This is a genomic window from Paenibacillus sp. FSL R5-0623 (assembly GCF_037974265.1).
In the GTDB taxonomy this organism is placed as follows: domain Bacteria; phylum Bacillota; class Bacilli; order Paenibacillales; family Paenibacillaceae; genus Paenibacillus.
In genome coordinates this window covers 4,328,627-4,348,980 of record NZ_CP150233.1, presented here as the reverse complement: position 1 = coordinate 4,348,980, position 20,354 = coordinate 4,328,627, and the positions used below count along the sequence as shown (strand labels likewise).

General features: G+C 47.2%; 22 protein-coding genes. All 22 read left to right on the top strand.

Features of this window, described 5'->3' with window-relative positions; genetic code table 11:
* Positions 1–24 precede the first annotated feature (24 nt).
* The 22 genes from MKY92_RS18985 (at position 25) to MKY92_RS18880 (ending at position 20,246) form a co-directional block, all read left to right on the top strand.
* Positions 25–819 (top strand): protein-glutamate O-methyltransferase CheR, encoded by a 795-nt coding sequence (locus MKY92_RS18985; protein ID WP_047843560.1) that lies wholly within the window; start codon positions 25–27, stop codon positions 817–819.
* A gap of 178 nt (positions 820–997) precedes the next feature.
* Positions 998–2,167, top strand: coding sequence for a chorismate synthase (aroC, locus tag MKY92_RS18980; protein WP_339297301.1), 1,170 nt, complete (start codon positions 998–1,000; stop codon positions 2,165–2,167).
* Between the two features lies 1 nt (position 2,168).
* Positions 2,169–3,263, top strand: coding sequence for a 3-dehydroquinate synthase (gene aroB / locus MKY92_RS18975; protein WP_127549783.1), 1,095 nt, complete (start codon positions 2,169–2,171; stop codon positions 3,261–3,263).
* A gap of 5 nt (positions 3,264–3,268) precedes the next feature.
* Complete coding sequence (aroH, locus tag MKY92_RS18970; protein WP_036607677.1) at positions 3,269–3,646, top strand: chorismate mutase; 378 nt, start codon at positions 3,269–3,271, stop codon at positions 3,644–3,646.
* A 501-nt stretch (positions 3,647–4,147) separates the two neighbouring features.
* Positions 4,148–5,716, top strand: coding sequence for an anthranilate synthase component I (gene trpE, locus MKY92_RS18965; RefSeq protein WP_339297300.1), 1,569 nt, complete (start codon positions 4,148–4,150; stop codon positions 5,714–5,716).
* Positions 5,717–5,784: 68 nt separating this feature from the next.
* Positions 5,785–6,825: an anthranilate phosphoribosyltransferase gene (gene trpD, locus MKY92_RS18960; protein WP_339301843.1), complete on the top strand. Its 1,041-nt coding sequence runs from the start codon at positions 5,785–5,787 to the stop codon at positions 6,823–6,825.
* Complete coding sequence (gene trpC / locus MKY92_RS18955; protein WP_339297299.1) at positions 6,815–7,603, top strand: indole-3-glycerol phosphate synthase TrpC; 789 nt, start codon at positions 6,815–6,817, stop codon at positions 7,601–7,603. The genes trpD and trpC overlap by 11 nt, the downstream gene beginning before the upstream one ends.
* Positions 7,604–7,638: 35 nt before the next feature.
* Complete coding sequence (locus MKY92_RS18950) at positions 7,639–8,340, top strand: phosphoribosylanthranilate isomerase (protein WP_339297298.1); 702 nt, start codon at positions 7,639–7,641, stop codon at positions 8,338–8,340.
* Positions 8,337–9,536 carry a tryptophan synthase subunit beta gene (gene trpB / locus MKY92_RS18945; RefSeq protein ID WP_339297297.1) on the top strand — a complete coding sequence of 400 codons (1,200 nt, stop codon included), beginning with the start codon at positions 8,337–8,339 and terminating at the stop codon, positions 9,534–9,536. Before MKY92_RS18950 ends, trpB begins: the two co-directional genes overlap by 4 nt.
* Positions 9,533–10,339 (top strand): tryptophan synthase subunit alpha, encoded by an 807-nt coding sequence (trpA, locus tag MKY92_RS18940; RefSeq protein ID WP_017687715.1) that lies wholly within the window; start codon positions 9,533–9,535, stop codon positions 10,337–10,339. The genes trpB and trpA overlap by 4 nt, the downstream gene beginning before the upstream one ends.
* Positions 10,340–10,425: 86 nt before the next feature.
* A complete protein-coding gene (hisC, locus tag MKY92_RS18935; RefSeq protein WP_221820327.1) occupies positions 10,426–11,526 on the top strand; it encodes a histidinol-phosphate transaminase in 1,101 nt (366 codons plus the stop codon).
* Positions 11,527–11,552: 26 nt separating this feature from the next.
* Complete coding sequence (locus tag MKY92_RS18930) at positions 11,553–12,647, top strand: prephenate dehydrogenase (protein WP_339297296.1); 1,095 nt, start codon at positions 11,553–11,555, stop codon at positions 12,645–12,647.
* Positions 12,648–13,373: 726 nt separating this feature from the next.
* Positions 13,374–13,967 carry a sigma-70 family RNA polymerase sigma factor gene (locus tag MKY92_RS18925; RefSeq protein WP_036607662.1) on the top strand — a complete coding sequence of 198 codons (594 nt, stop codon included), beginning with the start codon at positions 13,374–13,376 and terminating at the stop codon, positions 13,965–13,967.
* Positions 13,964–14,599 carry a zf-HC2 domain-containing protein gene (locus MKY92_RS18920; protein WP_076209924.1) on the top strand — a complete coding sequence of 212 codons (636 nt, stop codon included), beginning with the start codon at positions 13,964–13,966 and terminating at the stop codon, positions 14,597–14,599. The genes MKY92_RS18925 and MKY92_RS18920 overlap by 4 nt, the downstream gene beginning before the upstream one ends.
* Positions 14,600–14,642: 43 nt before the next feature.
* A complete protein-coding gene (locus MKY92_RS18915) occupies positions 14,643–15,242 on the top strand; it encodes a histidine phosphatase family protein (protein WP_339297295.1) in 600 nt (199 codons plus the stop codon).
* Between the two features lie 231 nt (positions 15,243–15,473).
* Entirely contained in the window at positions 15,474–16,592 is a 1,119-nt protein-coding gene (locus tag MKY92_RS18910; protein WP_339297294.1) for a hypothetical protein, read from the top strand.
* A gap of 44 nt (positions 16,593–16,636) precedes the next feature.
* Positions 16,637–17,143: a gamma carbonic anhydrase family protein gene (locus tag MKY92_RS18905; RefSeq protein ID WP_091028957.1), complete on the top strand. Its 507-nt coding sequence runs from the start codon at positions 16,637–16,639 to the stop codon at positions 17,141–17,143.
* Between the two features lie 23 nt (positions 17,144–17,166).
* On the top strand, positions 17,167–17,346 hold the full coding sequence (locus MKY92_RS18900) for an IDEAL domain-containing protein (protein ID WP_017687723.1): 180 nt from the start codon (positions 17,167–17,169) through the stop codon (positions 17,344–17,346).
* 152 nt (positions 17,347–17,498) lie between these two features.
* A complete protein-coding gene (locus MKY92_RS18895) occupies positions 17,499–17,921 on the top strand; it encodes a DUF2487 family protein (RefSeq protein WP_339297293.1) in 423 nt (140 codons plus the stop codon).
* A gap of 192 nt (positions 17,922–18,113) precedes the next feature.
* Positions 18,114–18,653, top strand: a complete 540-nt coding sequence (locus tag MKY92_RS18890) for a ubiquinol-cytochrome c reductase iron-sulfur subunit (RefSeq protein ID WP_036607648.1) — start codon at positions 18,114–18,116, stop codon at positions 18,651–18,653.
* Between the two features lie 15 nt (positions 18,654–18,668).
* Positions 18,669–19,340: a cytochrome b6 gene (locus tag MKY92_RS18885; protein WP_017687726.1), complete on the top strand. Its 672-nt coding sequence runs from the start codon at positions 18,669–18,671 to the stop codon at positions 19,338–19,340.
* A 21-nt stretch (positions 19,341–19,361) separates the two neighbouring features.
* Positions 19,362–20,246 carry a menaquinol-cytochrome c reductase cytochrome b/c subunit gene (locus MKY92_RS18880; protein ID WP_036607643.1) on the top strand — a complete coding sequence of 295 codons (885 nt, stop codon included), beginning with the start codon at positions 19,362–19,364 and terminating at the stop codon, positions 20,244–20,246.
* Positions 20,247–20,354 lie beyond the last annotated feature (108 nt).

Sequence of the window (20,354 nt, the reverse complement as noted above, 5' to 3'; positions counted from 1 at the left end):
TATTAGCCAAAAGGGTGATACACGATGCTGGAGCAAGAACAACTACTAGACCCGGATTACACCGGATTCATTCGTAAAATCAAAGAGAGCACAGGCATTGATCTTGCTCAATACAAGGAAGGCCAGATGAAAAGAAGGCTGACCACACTTCGCAACAAAAACGGGTTTCATACATTTTCTAACTTTTTTGAAGCTATGCAGAAAGATAAATCATTGTTTTACGAGTTCCTTGATCGTATGACGATTAACGTGTCGGAATTCTGGCGTAATCCCAATCGTTGGGAAGTGCTGCGGGACGAAATTTTGCCTGAGCTGTTGGGTTCCAAGCGTCGTGCTAAAGTTTGGAGTGCAGCCTGTTCAACAGGTGAAGAACCTTATACACTCGCCATGATTCTGGACACGATGGGTATTTTGAAGGACAGCTCCATTACGGCAAGTGATCTGGATGAAGGTGCATTGGCCAAAGCCAAGGAAGGGCGTTATATGGAACGCTCGCTTAAGGATGTGCCTAAGGAAACGGCGAACCGTTACTTCAAGCAGGATGGCTTGGTATACCGTATTGATGAGCAACTCAAAAATTCGATCAAGTTCATGAAACAAAATTTGCTGGTGGACCGTTTTGACGATGGGTACGATCTGATTGTGTGCCGGAATGTCATGATCTATTTTACCGAGGAAGCCAAAAACCTGTTGTATCACAAATTTGCAGCAAGTTTACGTCCAGGCGGTATTTTGTTTGTGGGCAGTACGGAGCAGATCTTCTCTCCGGGACAATATGGTCTGGAGACAGCAGAGACATTCTTCTATCGGAAAAAATAATGATAATGGTTGTTGAGCCGTCTGAAGCACATGTACATGTGTTCAGGCGGTTATTTGTATACCAAGTACAAGAAAGAGCCGACTTTCTTGTCAAAGCCGGTCAGCTATACTATAATAAGCAAAGAAATTATGGGATTTTAGCAATGTGAAGTTTAACAGTTTAAAGGGGGAACGTATTATGAGTTTACGCTATTTAACCGCAGGGGAGACGCACGGACCCCAATTGACCGCTATTATTGAAGGATTGCCAAGTAATTTGACGATTGATTTTGAAGAACTGAATTTCCAGCTTCACCGCCGCCAAAAGGGATATGGCCGTGGACGCCGGATGCAGATCGAGAAGGATCAGGCGAATTTCGTTGGTGGTATCCGTCACGGATATACAACAGGTGCTCCGGTAGCGCTGGTTGTTCAAAATAACGACTGGAAACATTGGCAGAATATTATGAATATTGAGCCGATTGAAGGCAGTGACGAGGAGAAACGTCGCGTTCATCGTCCTCGTCCCGGACACGCTGATCTGAACGGTGGACTCAAGTATAATCTCAAAGACTTGCGTAACGTACTGGAGCGCTCCAGTGCACGTGAGACAACGGTACGTGTGGCATGTGGTGCCATTGCACGTCAGTTCCTGGCTGAATTCGGAATCAAGGTAGCTGGACGTGTACTTCGCATTGGAGAGATCGAAGCTCCGTATCAGGACCTTCCGATTGATGAACTGATCGCAGTGACAGAAGCTTCCACTGTACGTGTTACGGATGCTGAGACAGAGAAGAAGATGGAAGCCTACATCGACCAGATTAAACAAGAAGGCGATTCCATCGGAGGAATCGTGGAATGTATCGTTGAAGGGGTACCTATTGGTCTCGGTAGTTATGTTCAATACGATCGCAAGCTGGATGCACGAATCGCTCAAGGCGTAATGTCCATTAATGCATTCAAAGGTGTAGAGATTGGTATCGGATTCGAAGCCGGAGTCATTCGGGGATCACAGGTGCATGATGAAATCATGCATACGGATGAGCGCGGCTACCACCGGGCAACTAACCGTCTGGGTGGATTCGAAGGTGGTATGACGAACGGTATGCCAGTCGTTGTACGTGGTGTGATGAAGCCGATCCCAACGTTGTATAAGCCACTGCAAAGTGTTGATATTGATACAAAAGAAGCATTTACGGCTCAGGTTGAGCGCTCGGACGCTTGTGCTGTACCAGCAGCGAGTGTGGTTATGGAGCATGTTGTAGCGTGGGAAATTGCCAAAGCATTCCTGGAGAAATTCGGCGGCGATTCCATGGAAGAGATCCGTGCCAATGTTGCAAGTTATAACGCTCAACTGGAGAATTACTAATATGCGTCAGCTGACGGTACAGTTGGAGGAACGCTCATATCCGATTCTGATTGGTAGCGGCCTATTGGCACAAGCCCCTCAATATTTTGAGCAATATGGCTTGACCAAAAAAAGTCCGCTACTCATCATTACAGATGAAAATGTGGCTCCCAAATACTTGTCAGGTTTGGAGCAAACGCTGCGTACGGCTGGTTATACAGTCGTATCGGCGGTTGTGCCCTCTGGTGAAACATCGAAATCCCTTTCGGTGTACCAGGATATGATGACCGTTGCGATCGAAGGCAAACTGGATCGGAGTTCTGCGATTCTGGCCCTAGGTGGTGGTGTCGTAGGTGATCTGGCTGGCTTTGTTGCCGCTACATATATGCGTGGAATCAAGTTTGTTCAAGTACCTACAACGATTTTGGCGCATGACAGTAGTGTGGGGGGCAAAGTAGCTGTCAATCATCCGCTGGCCAAAAATATGATCGGTGCATTCCACCAGCCCGAGCTAGTGCTCTATGATGTGGACACACTTCAATCCTTGCCACCACGAGATGTATCGGCAGGATTGTCAGAGATGCTGAAGCACGGGCTGATCCGTGATGAGGCTTTTGCACATTGGTGTGAGGAACATGCGGAAGAACTGCTTGCGCTTAATCCGGAAGCATTGGGATACGGCTTGGAGCGTGGTTGTGGTATTAAAGCAGAGATTGTATCCAGAGACGAACGTGAAAATGGAGAACGTGCGTTGTTAAACCTGGGACATACGATTGGTCATGCCATTGAAGCGATTGCCGGTTATGGAGAATTCCTGCACGGAGAAGCGATCTCGATCGGTATGGCTGGATCAGCATTGCTTGGTGAGAAGCTTGGTGCGCCAGCAGGGCTCTATGAAGATACGGTCCGCATGCTGCGTTCACTTCGCCTTCCAACAACGATGCCTGCGCATCTCGACACGGATGCTTTAATGGAAGCGATGATGCATGACAAAAAGTTCCGTGAAGGTCATATGGTGTTTATCATTCCTGATCGGATTGGGGCTGCAAGAATTGTGAAGGACGTACCTGTGTCGGCAGTTCGGGACGTCATTGAAACGCTCAGGAAGGGAGAATGACAGCAATGGTCACACGGGGAATTCGCGGGGCTACAACAGTCACGCAGAACAACGAAGAACAGATTTTGAAGGAAACGGCTGTATTGTTGCAGGAGATCGTGGATCGCAATGAGATCCAACCGGAAGATATCTGCAGTGTGTGGATTACGTTAACTGGGGATCTGGATGCTGCATTCCCGGCAAAAGCTATTCGCCAACTGGATGGCTGGGAACTTGTACCACTGATGTGTGCACTGGAGGTTCCTGTTAAAGGTGCCTTGGCGCAGTGCATTCGTTTCATGGTGCATGTGAATACAAACAAAGCTCAGAATGAAATCAACCATGTGTATCTGAACGGTGCACAGGCATTACGTCCGGATTTGGCAACACCTTCTGGCTCTTAAGTAGTGGGTTGTCAAACCGATCATAATGATGTATAGTGAGAACCAGTTGAGTAGAGTTGAGATTGAGCTGAGAGCAGCTGAGCTAGTGGAGTATATAGCAGAGTCCAGTGGGTGGTAACCGGGGCAACAGAAACCGGTCAACTGATTCACGGTACGTCGTGCTACGGAATAGGTAACAGGAACAGGGAAAACAAACGTGTCATAGGACATCTTTTGTTTTGATATATTTTGGTACAAACACAATCAATGTACTCTCCTATATTTTACGTAATATTGGAATGAGTAGTTGAAGTGTTATAACTAATTTATTTTCCCGATTTGGATGATGTGAGATGCATCAATTCAGCGACCTGTGAATAATCCGACAGCGAAGTATAGGGACTTGTTATTTATGAAGCATCACCCTGTTAAATACAGCTTATAACCAAACCTCTACCTAATGGTAGAGGTTTTTTTATATTGAATTGTTTCTTCTACCTAAATCTGAAAGGACGTGATCTGATGATAACGCCAAACGTTAATCAAGTACTGAAAATGTCGAATGAGTATAATCTGATTCCGGTAGTCAAACGGATTCTGGCAGATATGGAGACTCCGATTCGAATATTCCGCCGTTATGCTGACAACGACCGGGCATTCCTGTTGGAAAGTGTAGAGGGGGGTATCCAATGGGCGAGATACTCATTCATCGGTACAGATCCGTTCCTGATGATTTCGGCCAAGAAAGGCCGGATTGTTGTAGAAGAAGCAGGGAAAACTCGTGAATTGCCAGGCAAACCGATTGAAGAACTGAAAGCATTGCTGCGTAAGTACCGCAGCCCAAAAGATGATGAACTGCCACCATTCACAGGTGGGGCAATTGGTTTCTTTGGATATGATCTGCTCTCCTATTATGAGAAGCTTCCAGCCCACGCGCTGGATGACCTGAATATGGATGACATTCGCTTTATGTTCTGTGACCAGATTATCGTGTTTGACCATGTGAAGCAGCAGATGCTGCTCGTTGGTAACGTACACGTCAAGGACGGTGCAACGGATGACGAGATACGTCAAGCGTATGCAGTGACTTCGGAGAAGCTGGAGCAGGCCGCAGAACGTTTGCAGCAGCAAGGACCAGGGGAGAACCTGAATCCGCGTTCCATTCCGGGAGACGTGGAACTGGGGGACATCCGCTCCAACCTCACGAAGGAGCAATTTATCGGTAATGTGGAGCAAGCCAAAGATTACATTCGCGCAGGTGATATTTTTCAAGTGGTATTATCCCAGCGTTTCCACATTGATACGGAAGTTTCTCCGCTTCACGTGTATCGTGTGCTTCGGACCCTGAATCCATCACCTTATATGTACTACCTCAAAATGGATGATGAGATTATCGTGGGTACATCGCCTGAAGCGCTGGTCAAGGTGGATGGGAATCGTGTGGAGACACGACCGATTGCAGGTACACGTCCAAGGGGGGCGACAGAAGCGGAAGATCGTGCACTCGCTGCTGATCTGCTCCAGGATGAGAAGGAACGCGCGGAGCATCTGATGCTGGTTGATCTGGGGCGTAACGATCTGGGCCGGGTATCCAGCTTCGGCAGTGTGAAGTGTGACATGTTCATGGAGATTGAACGGTATTCTCACGTGATGCACTTGGTATCCAACGTTACGGGCGAGCTAAGAGAAGATAAGGATTTCTTCGATGCATTCCTCTCTTGCTTGCCAGCGGGTACCGTATCCGGTGCACCGAAACTGCGAGCAATGGAGATTATCGCGGAACTGGAGAAAGAGGCACGGGGTGCTTATGCAGGAGCAATCGGATACCTTGGTTTCTCGGGTAACATGGACTCCTGTATTACGATTCGTACGATTATTTTCAAAAAAGGAAAAGCATATGTACAGGCCGGAGCGGGAATCGTATGGGATTCTGTGCCTGAGAATGAATATGAGGAAACGGTTAACAAAGCTAAAGCATTGCTCAAGGCTATTCGAACAGCAGAAGCAATGTTTCCTGCCAAAGAAAAGAACAGCACGTTGAGACTGGCGAATGCAGACTACTTTGTTACACCAGCGGCCGCTAAGAACTGAGAGAGGAGAGACCGGAGATGAACATAAACCCAATAATGAATGAGAACCCTGTAACCCCCATTGCTGAGATTACTCGTGAGGAAGGCATGAAGAATGGCCTGGCGAAAATTTTGGAGGGCAGCCATCTGGAGCAAGCCGAAGCAAGAGATTTGATGTACTCGATTATGAGAGGTGAGGCAACGCCGGCTCAAATCGGAGGTTTGCTGATGGCGCTGCGGATGAAGGGGGAAACGGTGGATGAGATCACCGGTTTTGCTGAAGCCATGCGTGGTCAGGGCGGACGAATTCTAACGGATGGCAGCGGCTTGCTGGACACTTGTGGAACAGGTGGATCGGGTATTCACAAATTCAATATTTCCACAGCATCCGCCATTATTGCTTCGGCCGTCTCAGTTCGGGTCGCCAAACATGGCAATCGTTCAGCTTCAGGCAAAGCGGGTAGTGCAGATGTATTAGAGGCACTCGGTGTAAATATCCATCTGAACGGCGAGCAGGCCAGACAATGTCTGGATGATATCGGAATCTGCTTCTGTTTTGCCCAGGTATATCATCCTTCCATGCGACATGCGGCAGGACCAAGAAAAGAGCTGGGTGTTCGTACTATTTTCAATATGCTCGGACCATTAACCAATCCTGCGGGAGCAGATCGCCAATTGCTTGGCCTGTATGATCGTTCCCGGACGCCGATGATTGCTGAAGTACTGAATCGTCTTGGTCTCAAAAGAGCGTTGGTTGTGGCCAGCCATGATGGTCTGGATGAAATCAGTATCTCGGCACCAACTCAGGTGTCTGAACTTCGCAATGGTGAAGTGAAAACCTACGATATTGATCCACGTGATATGGGCTTGTCTCTGCATCCGCTTGAAGCGGTGCTTGGAGGAGATGCGGCACAGAATGCCGAAATTATTAAGAGGATCTTCCAGGGTGAGCAGAGTGCCTATCGCGATGTCGTTTTATTGAACGCTGGAGCGTGCATCTATGTATCCGGTCTTGCAGATAGCATTGCTGAAGGGGTGACACTTGCCGCAGAAGCGGTAGATTCGGGCAAAGCTGCCGGGAAGCTTGAACAGTTAATTCATACAACGGAGGCGTACAGTCATGTATCTTGATCGAATCGTTGCAACCAAACATAAAGAAGTTGAAGTTCTGGCACAGACATTTCGCATGGATGAAGCTATCCAAAAAATCGAACAACTACCCGCAACCCGGGGGTTTGAAAAAGCACTATCTAGCGGACGAAATCGCAAACTCGGCCTTATTGCTGAAGTGAAGAAGGCTTCGCCGTCCAAAGGGTTAATTCGTCCGGATTTTCATCCGGTAGAGATTGCTGCCGCTTATGAGCGAGCGGGTGCTGACTGCATCTCCGTATTAACGGATGTGTCGTATTTTCAAGGCAGCAACGAGTACTTGCAGGCGATTCATCAAGCGGTGAACATTCCGCTATTACGCAAGGATTTTATTATAGATGAACGACAGATTGCCGAGGCCAGATTACTGGGTGCAGATGCAATACTGCTGATTGCCAGCATTCTGACACCTGAACAGATTCGTCAATATCTGGAATTTGCCAAAAGTTTGGGGCTGGATGCCTTGATTGAAGTCCATGATCGAACAGAACTGGAGCAGGTATTGGAGATTCCGCAGGCAACCCTTGTGGGCATCAATAATCGGAATTTGAAAACATTCGAAACCAGTCTGAACACGACACTGGATTTGATGGAATTGATTCCAAGTAGCGTTACCTTGATTAGCGAAAGTGGTATTGACGGACCAGAATCAACAGTACCTCTGATCCAGGCCGGCGTTCACGGTATTCTCGTAGGTGAGCATCTCATGCGCAAGGATGATGTCGAGGCGGCTGTATATGATCTGATGGGACCCAAATGATGAATACTTCCATACACGATGGCACAGGCGACAGTATGTCAGAACTGAGAAACCCGCTGCCAGCGGCCGTAAAAATATGTGGACTTCAGGACGTTGAAGTGCTAAAATCGATGATAAACTTGCCTGTGGATTACATTGGTGTTGTTTTTGCCAAATCACGCCGCCGAATCGAACCCGAGCAGGCTGCTGCATTAAGAACGGTGCTGTTCGAATGGTCTATCTATGATCGGCCGAAGCTTGCGGGTGTATTTGTGAATCCTACGCTCGATGAACTGGAACACATTATGGAGATTGCTCACCTGGATGTTATTCAACTGCATGGACAGGAGTCTGCGGAATTTTGCCAGCAGGTGAAGCAGCGGTGGAATGCCAAAGTGTTCAAAGTTTTTTCTTTTCCCAAAGATGAAACGGGGCCGGAAGCTGATGATGCAGCCATAAGGGCTCTTGATACTTATGATAAATTCGTGGATGCGATATTGCTTGATACCCATGATCCTCTATATGGAGGGGGCTCCGGGAAAACGTTTGCCTGGGAGCGAATTCCTGCCTATGCCGAATGGGCAAAAAGTCGCGAAATTGCTCTGTTCGTTGCAGGAGGTTTGCAGCCGGACAATGTACAACAACTAATACAGACATATGCACCTTTCGGCGTCGATGTATCCAGCGGCGTGGAGACTGAAGGTGTGAAGGATATTGCCAAAATTACAGCATTCGTAGAAAGGGTGAAGCAGGCATGACACATCAATTGCCGGATCAACACGGGCGTTTCGGTCACTTCGGGGGCCGCTTTGTACCTGAGACACTAATGAACGCACTTATTGAGTTGGAGGAGGCATATAGCCACTTCTCTGAAGATGAGGAATTCAACAAGGAACTGAACTATCTGCTAAGCGAGTATTCTGGACGTGAAACGCCATTGTATCATGCAGAGCAATTGTCACGCCGATTGGGCGGACCGAAAATTTATCTGAAACGTGAAGATCTCAATCATACAGGCGCGCACAAAATTAATAACGCCATTGGACAAGGTTTGCTTGCCAAACGGATGGGCAAAAAGAAAGTTATTGCAGAAACAGGTGCAGGTCAACATGGCGTTGCAACGGCAACCGTAGCCGCATTGCTTGGATTGGAATGCAAAGTATTTATGGGCGAAGAAGATACAGAGCGTCAACAGTTAAACGTATTTCGGATGAAGCTGCTTGGAGCAGAAGTGATTCCGGTGACGTCTGGAACACGGACACTGAAGGATGCTGGTAATGAAGCACTTCGCTACTGGGTCAGCAATGTGGAGGATACATTCTATGTGCTGGGATCAGTGGTTGGTCCTCATCCATATCCGATGATGGTGCGGAATTTCCAACGTGTGATTGGTGATGAGACCCGTCGTCAGATTCAGGAGATCGAAGGACGTTTGCCGGATGTAATTGTAGCAGCTGTTGGTGGAGGAAGTAATGCGATCGGTATGTTCTATCCATTTATCGGTGATCAGGATGTGAAGCTTGTTGGTGTTGAAGCCGCAGGCAAAGGGGTCGAAACCGAGTATCATGCTGCGACGATGACCAAAGGTACACATGGTGTATTCCAGGGATCTATGAGTTACCTGTTGCAGGATGAGTTTGGACAGGTTCAGCCAGCTCATTCCATCTCGGCCGGACTTGATTATCCGGGTGTTGGTCCAGAGCATTCCTATCTCAAGGATATTGAACGGGCAAAATATGTCCCGATCACGGATCAGGAAGCACTGGATGCCCTGCAACTCCTATGTCGGACGGAAGGAATCATTCCTGCTCTGGAGTCTGCACATGCGGTAGCTCAAGTTGTCAAACTGGCGCCTGAACTCACAGCAGATGATATTGTAGTCATTTGTCTGTCGGGACGTGGAGACAAGGACGTAGAATCCATCATGAAATACACGGGAGGTGACTTGGGATGAATCTGATGGACCAGACCTTCCAGCAATTGAAGCAACAGAATCGCACGGCACTTATTCCATTCTTAACCGTGGGAGACCCGGATGTGGATACAACGATCGATATCATCAAGGAGCTTGAACAGGCCGGAGCGGATATTTTGGAACTGGGTGTTCCCTATTCCGATCCGCTTGCAGATGGCCCAGTCATTCAGCGTGCTTCCGAACGTGCATTAAAAAGCCAGATTACCATTCGTACTGTGATGGAAACCGCTGCAAAAGCTCGCAAGGCAGGTGTGAAACTGCCGTTTGTACTGTTCACCTATTATAATCCGGTATTGCAAACAGGACTGGATGTATTCTTTGATGAATTGGTCAAACACGATATTAGTGGCATGATCATTCCGGACCTGCCGATTGAGGAAGCGGAAGAGATGCGTGAACGCGCAAATCGTGCTGGTGTGCATCTGGTGCCGCTTGTCGCGCCTACATCTAATGCACGGATTGAGCGGATTGTAACGGGAGCGAGTGGCTTTATCTATTGTGTATCATCCCTTGGGGTAACCGGAGAGAGAGCTTCTTTCTTTGATGGCGTAGAGAGCTTCATTGAGACGGTGAAAAGCCTGACAGACCTCCCTGTAGCGGTAGGTTTTGGTATCTCCAGTCATGAGCAGGTGGCACATTTCTCCCGCATCTGCGATGGCGTTGTTGTAGGTAGTGCCATTGTTCGTCAGGTGGAAGATGCGATTCCTCTGCTTGAAAATCCGGATACGCGTGCAGCAGGACTGTTGCAAATTCGCAACTTTGTGGCACAATTAAAGGGATAGGGATGTCCTGAAAGGACATCTTTTGGACACGTGAGTTGCACGCTGATTCGTGTCTAACATTATTTCAATAACAGGAGGCGGTCGGGTTGAAACCGAAATCCCAGATTGTCAATCTGCCTGTGTACCAGCCGGGCAAACCGATTGAAGAAGTGAAACGTGAACTGGGGCTTGAACAAGTCATCAAGTTGGCCTCCAACGAAAACCCGTACGGCAGTTCTCCTGCCGCCCTGGAAGCCATTACGAGAGAAATGACTAATATAAGCATATACCCAGACGGTAGCTCGGTTGAGCTGACGGGAGTTCTTGCCAAGCATCTTGGCGTTGAACGGAACAACTTAATATTTGGTTGTGGTTCCGATGAGATTATTGCTTTGATCACGAGAGCTTTCTTCTTGCCGGGTGACGAGACCATCATGGCAGATCAGACATTTTCTGTATATAAAAGCAATGCAGATATTGAGGGTGCCGTGTCCATCGAAGTGCCTCTGAAAGATGGCACGCATGATCTGAGCGCGATGCTCGCACAAATTAACGACAAAACCAAAGCAGTATGGGTGTGTAATCCAAATAATCCGACAGGTACGATTATCTCCGAGCAGGAACTTACAGCCTTTATGGACCGTGTGCCTGCTCATGTGATGGTTATACTGGACGAAGCTTATTATGAATTCGTAACCGACGAAGCATATCCGCAAAGTATACCATTGATCGAACGGTATCCGAACTTGGTCATCCTGCGGACATTCTCCAAAATTTACGGTTTGGCTTCGCTTCGGATCGGATATGGTATTGCACGTCCCGAAATTATTGATTTGATTAACCGTGTACGTGAACCGTTTAACACCTCCCGTTTTGGACAGGTTGCGGCAACCGCCGCACTACTGGATCAGGATTTTGTTCAAGAGTGCTCGAAGCGGAATGCAACGGATCGGGATTACCTGCAAAATGAATTTACACGGCTCGGATTGTCGTATTTCCCTTCACAGGGTAATTTCATTATGGTTGACCTGAATATGCCTTCGGCAAATGCGTTCCAATCCTTGCTCAAACAAGGCATTATCGTTCGCTCAGGATTCCACGTATACCCAACTTACATTCGTGTGTCCGTCGGAACATCAGAACAGAACCGTGCATTTGTCACGGCACTGGAGAACACGCTGGCTGAGAAGGCGGTTGCACGCCCTTAATACTGGCGATGAAAGAGTGAGGACCCATGAAACTAAAAATTGCAATGATTGGTGTAGGACTCATCGGCGGTTCACTGGCGCTCTGCTTCAAAGGCAAGCCAGATGTAACCGTGATGGGCTACGCCCACTTGGATGAACTGAAGGTCAAGTACATAGCGAGCGGTGTAGTGGATGATGCTACGCTCTCTCTGGAAGAAGCGGTAGAGGATGCCGACTTTATTTTTTTGTGCGTTCCCGTAGGTTTGCTTGAATCCTATTTCGAAAAGCTCTCCAAGCTGCCATTGAAAAAAGGATGTATCATCACGGACGTAGGAAGCACTAAAGCTTCCATTGCCGCTTGTGCCGAGCATGTGCGGTTGACTGACGCTTACTTCATTGGTGGTCACCCCATGGCGGGGTCGGAGCGTGCAGGCGTAGATGCGGCCTCAGCCGTGTTATTTGAGAATGCATACTATGTCTTAACCCCTTCAGAACATGTACCTGAGGAAGCCTACAGCAGGCTGTCTGAGCTGCTTGCATATACGCGGGCACAGATCGTGCGTGTGGAGCCTCTGCTGCACGATGATATCGTGGGGGCAATTAGTCATCTGCCACATGTTATTGCTGTTGCGCTGGTGAATCAGGTGCGCGAATATAATGAGTCGAATCCACTGTATAAAATGCTGGCTGCAGGGGGGTTCCGTGATATTACCCGGATTGCGTCCAGTGACGCGATTGTGTGGAGAGATATCTTGCTTAGCAACCGTGATGTACTGCTGGGCTTGCTTAAGGACTGGAATAGCCAGATGACGGCCTTTACGGATATGCTGGAACATAAGAACGGTGAAGGTATAGAGGAGGCATTCCGTCAGGCCCGCGAGTTCCGCAGTATATTACCAGAACGACGCAAAGGCATGATTTCGCCGTTATTTGATCTGTATACTGATGTCCAGGATGCACCGGGTATGATCGGTAAGATCGCAACTGAGCTTGGGGCGAATGATATCAACTTGAGCAACTTGGAGATTATCGAAAACCGGGTGGATGTGCCGGGCATTATGCGTCTGTCTTTCCGTCAGGAAGAAGATATGGAACGAGCCAAGACGTTATTGGATTCCTTAGGCTATCAAGTGTGGATATAAGACGAGAAAGAGGGCGAAAGCCCTCTTTTTTGTGAGGTTATATTGGAGTATGTTATTTGATTTTCAGTCACGAAAAAAAGGATGTATTATCCTTAATTACCGAAAGATATAATTAATTCAAACAATTTTACTGAAAGTGTTGACAAAATGAAAACGTATACATATAATAAGGGTACAGTATGGTTTCTCTCCACTCCTATCCAATAACTGTATTGCTCCACGTGAGCAATGGCCGCTTTTGTAAGCGGTCTTTTTTTTGTCTTAAAAAGTTATGGGAAAGGCATTGATATGTTAATAGTTACATTTAAACTTACATCCTCTATTTACATCTCCCTCCTTAATCTGTTAGGATACCTTAGATCAAAAAAATATCACATTTCTGTAACCTTTTCAGTATGTCGCCCGTCTATATAAGCAAGGCTTACCAAAAAGGCGCAAAATGAAGTCATGAACGCGAAAATGACCGCATATGAATGTCAGGTCGGGTTCTGTGGATACCAATGGATTTGCCAGGATGATGCAGACCGTTGTACAATAAATACTGTTAATGTAGAAACGTTGGGGAAATTGCCATTACATAGGGGAATTTGGCGGGAAGGCCAGTTATGGCCCTGAACGCTGTTTATATGCGGTGAGAACCGCAACTTTTTTGTGCCTGTTCGGTAATACATGGATAGAGTCGAACGGGGAGAAGCACATGGATGGGCGAGGAGGGGTCGCACTCAAATGACGGATTCCCAGTTGATTCGAGAGATCAAGGAAGGTAACCTGGAGTTATATTCCGAGCTGATGAGTCGTTATCAGCGTAAAATACTGGCTTTCGTATATCATATGTTGAAAAGTTCCAATATGGAGCTGCTTGCGGAAGATCTCTGTTCTGAGACTTTCTATAAGGCGTTCCGCAGTCTGCACTCTTTCCGTGAGGTGGATGCCTCATTCTCAACCTGGTTATATACCATTGCGAGAAATACGGTACTGAGTGAGCTTCGCAAACAGCGCAGCGGAAATGTCCCACTTGAAGAGAGCGGGATTGTTCCCGTTGCTCCTTCGGAGAATACACCGGAGTATGCTGTACTACGTAGCGAGCGGGTGATGCTGGTTAGGGATGCGATTAACAATTTGCCGGAGAAGCAACGTTCTGCGATTATACTCCGCGAGTATGATCAACTAGACTACCAAGAGATTGCGAATATTCTTGGGCAGAGCGTCAGTTCTGTGAAATCGCTATTATTCAGAGCAAGATCAAGCGTAAAAACTCAATTGGAACCTTATTTCTTCGAACCGGTGTACGAGCCATATGAAGGGATGAAGAACCGATGAATTGCAATGAAGCCCAGGAACTGTTTGCACTGGTCTGGGACTTGCCGGAAACTCATCCTCAGCGGATTGCATTTCATGCTCATCTCGCTGGTTGTGATGAGTGCTCCGAGCAGTTTGAGGTCTGGGAAGAAGCTCAGATCTTGCTGCACAGCATTCCGGTTCCAGTGACAGAACAACAGGCAGAGAGAGTGAACCGTAACGTGATGGACCGGATCTACGCGGAGTCTCCATGGCTTCTGCCGGAAGAGGTAAAGGTTAATCGTTTCTCTGCTGTGATCCGCAAGCATATGTCTTTGTGGATTGCCGCGTTCCTGGCTATTTTTTTATGCAGCTTTCTGTATATGGCAATGTTTAAGCCAGACGTATCAGAAGCTGAGCAAACCAAGGTTGTTGCTACGGGTATTCTGGAGACAGGGGTTGCCGGAAGCGGACCATCGTCCTCTGGAATGTATCAGTACAACATGACTGGAGCGGACAGAGGAAGTATCATAGAACCTTTTGTTGTGAGCATGGGACCTGCTTATCCACAGTATTGGATGGCCCTCTCTTTACTTGCAATAGGAATGGCGTTATTTTCTCTTGGACGTATGCATCGAACAACGAATAAACGCAAACAAGGTGCGAGTGCATAGGTAATAACCTTTCGTTCGCCGTGTGGAGAAATGAGGGATGTAAGTGCGAATCGGGCTTATTCGTCACGGTCTTACAGACTGGAATGCGGCGGGCCGTATACAGGGTCAGACGGATATTCCTCTGAATGGAGAAGGTCGTGAACAGGCAGAGCGCCTGGGAAGACGTCTGCTGGCGGAAGAATACCAATGGGACTATATCATCACAAGTGGATTATCGCGGGCACAGGAAACAGGGGAGATTATCTCCAAGCTATTGAATGTACCTTTGCTTGAGCCGGACGCACGGTTGAAAGAAAGGGCTTTTGGTCAGATTGAAGGTCTGACTTCAGAAGAACGGGTTGCCCGCTGGGGCAAATCCTGGGAGACATTAGATTTGGGGCAGGAGCAGATAGCGGATATCCAGATTCGTGCACTGGCGTTTCTGGAAGATCTATGGTCTGCCTATCCAGACCAAAACGTACTCATTGTCACTCACGGAGCTTTCTTAGCCAACCTGTTAACAGCCTTGTTTAAAGATCGCTATACAGAACGTATTGGAAACCTGTCACTGACGATCCTGGAAAAGGAACGTGATGACTGGAGTCCGCTGTTATATAATTGCACACGACATCTGTCTTTGGACACAGCGAAACAACCTGAGTAAGCTAACTTGGGTTGTTTTTTGCGTTTTATGGGGAAATAAGACTTTATATGATTTCAAACCTCTCATTTTTCTTCTGATTGACCAACTTGAGGCATAGTATGTTTTAAAACATAAAAGATTTCCAAAAAGAGGTTTAGATTGTGGGAATTCCGTCAACGATGTTTACAAAACCAAACTATTTCAGGCTCCGAATCAGCAGTCGAAGTAGTTAACGGGCGAGGCGATGGACCCATGAATCTAGCGGATATGCTTACTTTTGCCGATATTGGCCAGCTTAATCGAATAGCAGACTATTACCAATGTGAATGCAAGCCCAATTCCAAACATGAACTCATCCAGAGTATTCTCACTACATTGGGCAGCAGACCCTTTTTTGAGCAGCAGGTACGTCAACTGAATCAAGCAGATCAGCGTTTTTTGAACAACTTGTTGTTTGACCCTCGCCAGTATTATGGTATGGAAGAACTCATTGCCATAGCCCGTCAATCGATGGACAAAAAGGAGAGTGAGGCAGGCGCGAGTCCGCGTGATCTCATTGTTCGCTTCAATAAGAGTGGATGGTTGTTCAATGGAACAACGCAGCAGACCAGGTATTTGTATCAGGTACCCCAGGATCTGAAACTAAGATTCAGGGATGTGTTATCCACACATCTGCGAGCAGGGATTACCAAAACAACAGAACCATCCATGTATCGGGATGAGTATCATCTCTTAGCGGATGATCTCAAGTTGTTCCTGCAGTTTGTCCAGCAGCACGAGATTGCCCTTAACGCTGAAGGCATGATGTACCGCCGCTCTCAACAGCAGATTATGGAGCACCTGCACATTAGTGAGGAATTGGTGGGCAAAGGTGGATGGAGATTCGGATATGGTCGTTCCTTCAAGGATTACCCGGATCGTTTCGCACTTCTCTACGACTATGCATTTCACCATCGGCTGGTTCGTGAGGAGCAAGGCACGCTGAAGCTATCACCAGCTGGAGAAGACAAGCTGGGGGCTGAGAAAACAGCCGAAATGATACAGCTTTTTAGGTTTTGGTTAAGATTGTATAAAGGTGCTATTCCCAATCTGTCCTCTATTGTGTACTGGACAGGCGAATGTGCCCAAGAATGGTCAACTGCCGAGTCGCTGTTTCGTCAGATCGGTCCATTCATTCAGCCGTTTTATTATGATACGGCCGATACCATCTATGATAACAGAATTGTTAAAATGATGTTGCATCTTGGCATGGTTCGTATTGGGGAACATGAGGAAGGCCGGACTATACAAATGACAGCCTGGGGCACTCGTCTTGCTGCATCCTGTCGCTCCATCTCAGGAGACATTACACCCATTATGTTTGACAAGTGAAGGACAAGTTGTTAAAATCACTCCCAAATTAAGGAGTGATAATAATGATAATTCCATACAAAGGTCTACAACCTCAGTTACACTCTTCGGTATATATGGCTGAAGGTGCAAAACTGATCGGTGATTTGAGAATGGGAGAAGAGTCTTCCGTCTGGTTCAATGCAGTCCTGCGGGCTGATTTGGCTCCTATTATCATTGGAAAGCGCTGTAATATTCAAGATAACGTTGTCGGGCATGTCAATACTGATCAACCTTTGATTGTGGGAGATGATGTTTCAGTAGGACATACAGCGATCATTCATGGTTGTTGTATTGGAACAGGATCATTAATCGGCATGGGAGCCATTCTGCTGAATGGAGCCGACATTGGCGAATATACGCTGATTGGAGCCGGTTCTGTTGTTACTGAGAATAGTAAAATTCCGCCCTATACTCTTGCTTTGGGGACACCTGCCAAAGTGATACGTGAGCTGACTGATGCCGATCTGGAGCGGATGTCCAGAACTTCACTGGGTTATGTTACCAAAGGAAAAGAATATAGGAGCTCTTAAATCCGTTTTGGAGGTGCATCCTATTGGATAAAATGAAAGTTACGTATGAAGTCATGTTGGGGCTGGCAGCTGAGATGGTGTGGGACGAAGCGCTTCGCAAACAGCGCAGCGAGAAGCTCTATTTGGAAATCGATAAAGCGTTAGCTACCGGAGACGAAGTAGCTTTCCGGAGTCTGACGGATGAACTGAGGACCATAAACTGATAGGCAAAATAGTTCCTTTCTGAGATAAAAGGGAATGCGCAGAGGCGTATTTCCTTTTTTGATATGTGTAATTCCAAAATGATGTCTGGATTTATAAGATATGGTCATATATAATATGGGAATAAAATGGATAGAGAGGGGATATAGGGAATTTGAAATTCAGTGAGATGACTCAAGACAGCTGGGCTGAACTGCAACTCTATCTGGATACATGCCTTATTCCATACACAGCTCTTAGCGGTGAGCAGTCGCCAGTTGAAGCTACCGAGGCATTGGAGCGGCTGAGAGATTTTCTGGATCTGGTCGAAATTCCTTTCAAAGGGAGAATCATGACATATCCAGCCTTTCATTATGCTAATTCAGAATTGTCAATGACATTAAATTCCTTGTCCGCACAGCTTAAATCCTCGGGATTCAAATATGTGGTTATTATGTCATCAGATGGTCATTTGGGTGGCGTGGAAATTCCAGCTGCTGATCTGGTTTTGAGTCGGTCCGTGTTAACTCGTGAGGTCGGAGAAGAAGGGATTGCGAGATTTGTAGGGGAAAAGATACGAGAGTTGTGGAAAAAATAGTTTTTGGCGACAAATGTGACAATTTTACAACATTTTTTTAATAACGCTTACAATTGAACCTTAAAAATGTGTGACAAATTCTTGACGGTGTTCTAGGGCTACTATATGATTATGTATGTTCTAGTAAGTCGTGGAATTTATGAAAATGAAAACGTTTGAGAGAGTTGGCTGAAAAAGGGGGTTGGAGACAGTATGAGCAGTGAGCATGACCACGAAGCTTCATTGAAATTGCCAAGCCGCATGGAGATGTCACGCAGGCAGTTCTTGACGTACACGCTTGGTGGAGCTACAGCCTACATGGCCGCCGGTGCAATCCTTCCTATGGTCCGTTTTGCGGTGGACCCGATTTTGCAACATAAGGGAGAAGGCACCTCTGTCAAAGTAGCTGAAATCAGCAAAATTACGAATGAGCCTCAAGAATTCACCTTTGAACTTAAACAACAGGATGGTTGGTATCTGAGTAATGCATCGTTAGTGGCGTGGATTCGCAAAGACGAGCAGGGTAAAATTTATGCACTCTCACCTATCTGTAAACATCTGGGATGTACAGTAGGCTGGAATAGTGACAAGCAATACCCTGACGAGTATCATTGCCCCTGCCATGGCGCGCACTATGACAAGGAAGGGAAGAATCTTGCCGTAGCCCCCAAACCGCTGGATGAGTACGTAGTCAAGGAAGAGCAGGGTTGGGTATATCTGGGCGACATTGTTCCGAACACCCGAGTGAATTAGGAGGCGTGAACGCAGATGTTTAAAAATGTCTATGACTGGATTGACGAGCGTCTTGACATCACGCCAATCTGGCGGGACGTTGCGGATCATGAAGTTCCAGAGCATGTAAATCCGGCTCATCACTTTTCCGCATTCGTGTACTGCTTTGGTGGATTGACGTTCTTTATTACTGTTATTCAGATTCTGTCAGGCATGTTCCTGACCATGTATTATGTACCTGATATTATCAATGCCTACGCAAGTGTGGAGTACCTGCAGACCAAAGTAGCCTTCGGCCAAATTGTTCGCGGCATGCACCACTGGGGAGCCAGTCTGGTTATCGTAATGATGTTCTTACATACGATGCGTGTGTTCTTTACAGGCTCTTACAAGGCACCGCGAGAAATGAACTGGGTTGTCGGCATGCTGATTTTTTTCGTCATGTTGGGCCTGGGGCTGACAGGGTACTTGTTGCCATGGGATAACAAAGCCTATTTTGCAACAAAAGTAACACTGGAGATTGCCAATACGGTTCCTTGGCTGGGACCGATTATCAAAGAATTCCTGCAAGGCGGTACGATTGTCGGTGCACAGACACTAACCCGATTCTTTGCCCTGCACGTATTCTTCCTCCCCGCTGTGCTTCTGGTGCTTCTGGTCGGACACTTTATCATGATCCGCAGACAGGGCATTTCGGGACCACTATAAACTGAGAAGGGAGGAATCGCAATGGCTCACGGACATAAGAAGGATGATGAGGAAAAGGTTATCTTTGTCGGTGATTCACGGGTCCGTAAAGGGGCGGGATTCATTACCCCGCCTGATTACACGGCGTATCCCGGCAAATCAGAAGCCTTTATTCCCAACTTCCTGCTGAAAGAATGGATGGTTGGTGTCGTTGTATTGGTGGGGATTCTGGTACTAACGATCTCAGAACCTGCACCTTTAGGCTATCCGGCCAATCCGAGCGCATCCGTAATTCCTATGCCGGACTGGTACTTCCTTTTTCTGTATCAGTACTTGAAGTATCCATATGCATCGGGCGATTACGTTCTGCTCGGCGTACTGGGGGTCAGTGGAGTTGCTTTTGGAGCTTTGCTGCTGGCACCATTCCTGGACACAGGCAAGGAGCGGCGTTTCTATAAACGCCCAATTGCTTCATCACTGATGATTTTGTCGGTCATTTCTGTATTTTACCTGACGAATGTAGCGTGGACACACTACGAGCATGAGTTGGAAGCAAGTGGACAGAAGCCTGAACATATTCAACGTGAAGAAGAAGCGCTGGAGAGGCGTGAACAGGGGCTCCCACCCGTTTCCAATGCACCTGGACAGCAAGAAGAAGTTGCGATCGTGGAACAGGATGATCCTGCAATGGAAACGTACAAGAAGGCTGGATGTATTGGCTGCCATGCGGCTGATATGAAGGGCGCAACTGGACCTTCGCTTCGAGGCATAGGTGACAAGCACAGCCAGGAAGAGATTCTGACCATTATCAAAGAAGGCTACAATGCAATGCAGCCTCAGTACAATAATGCTATTGCTCAAGGTGTCACGGATGAAGAGATCACTCATCTGACCGAATGGCTTGCGAAACAGAAAGCAGAACAGTAAAATCGAAATAACCAATGAAACCTGATCGTTTATGCGGTCAGGTTTTTTTGAAGTGTTTTTTTGGACAGCACTGTATCGTGCACAACATGTGAAGAAGGAAGGGGCAGG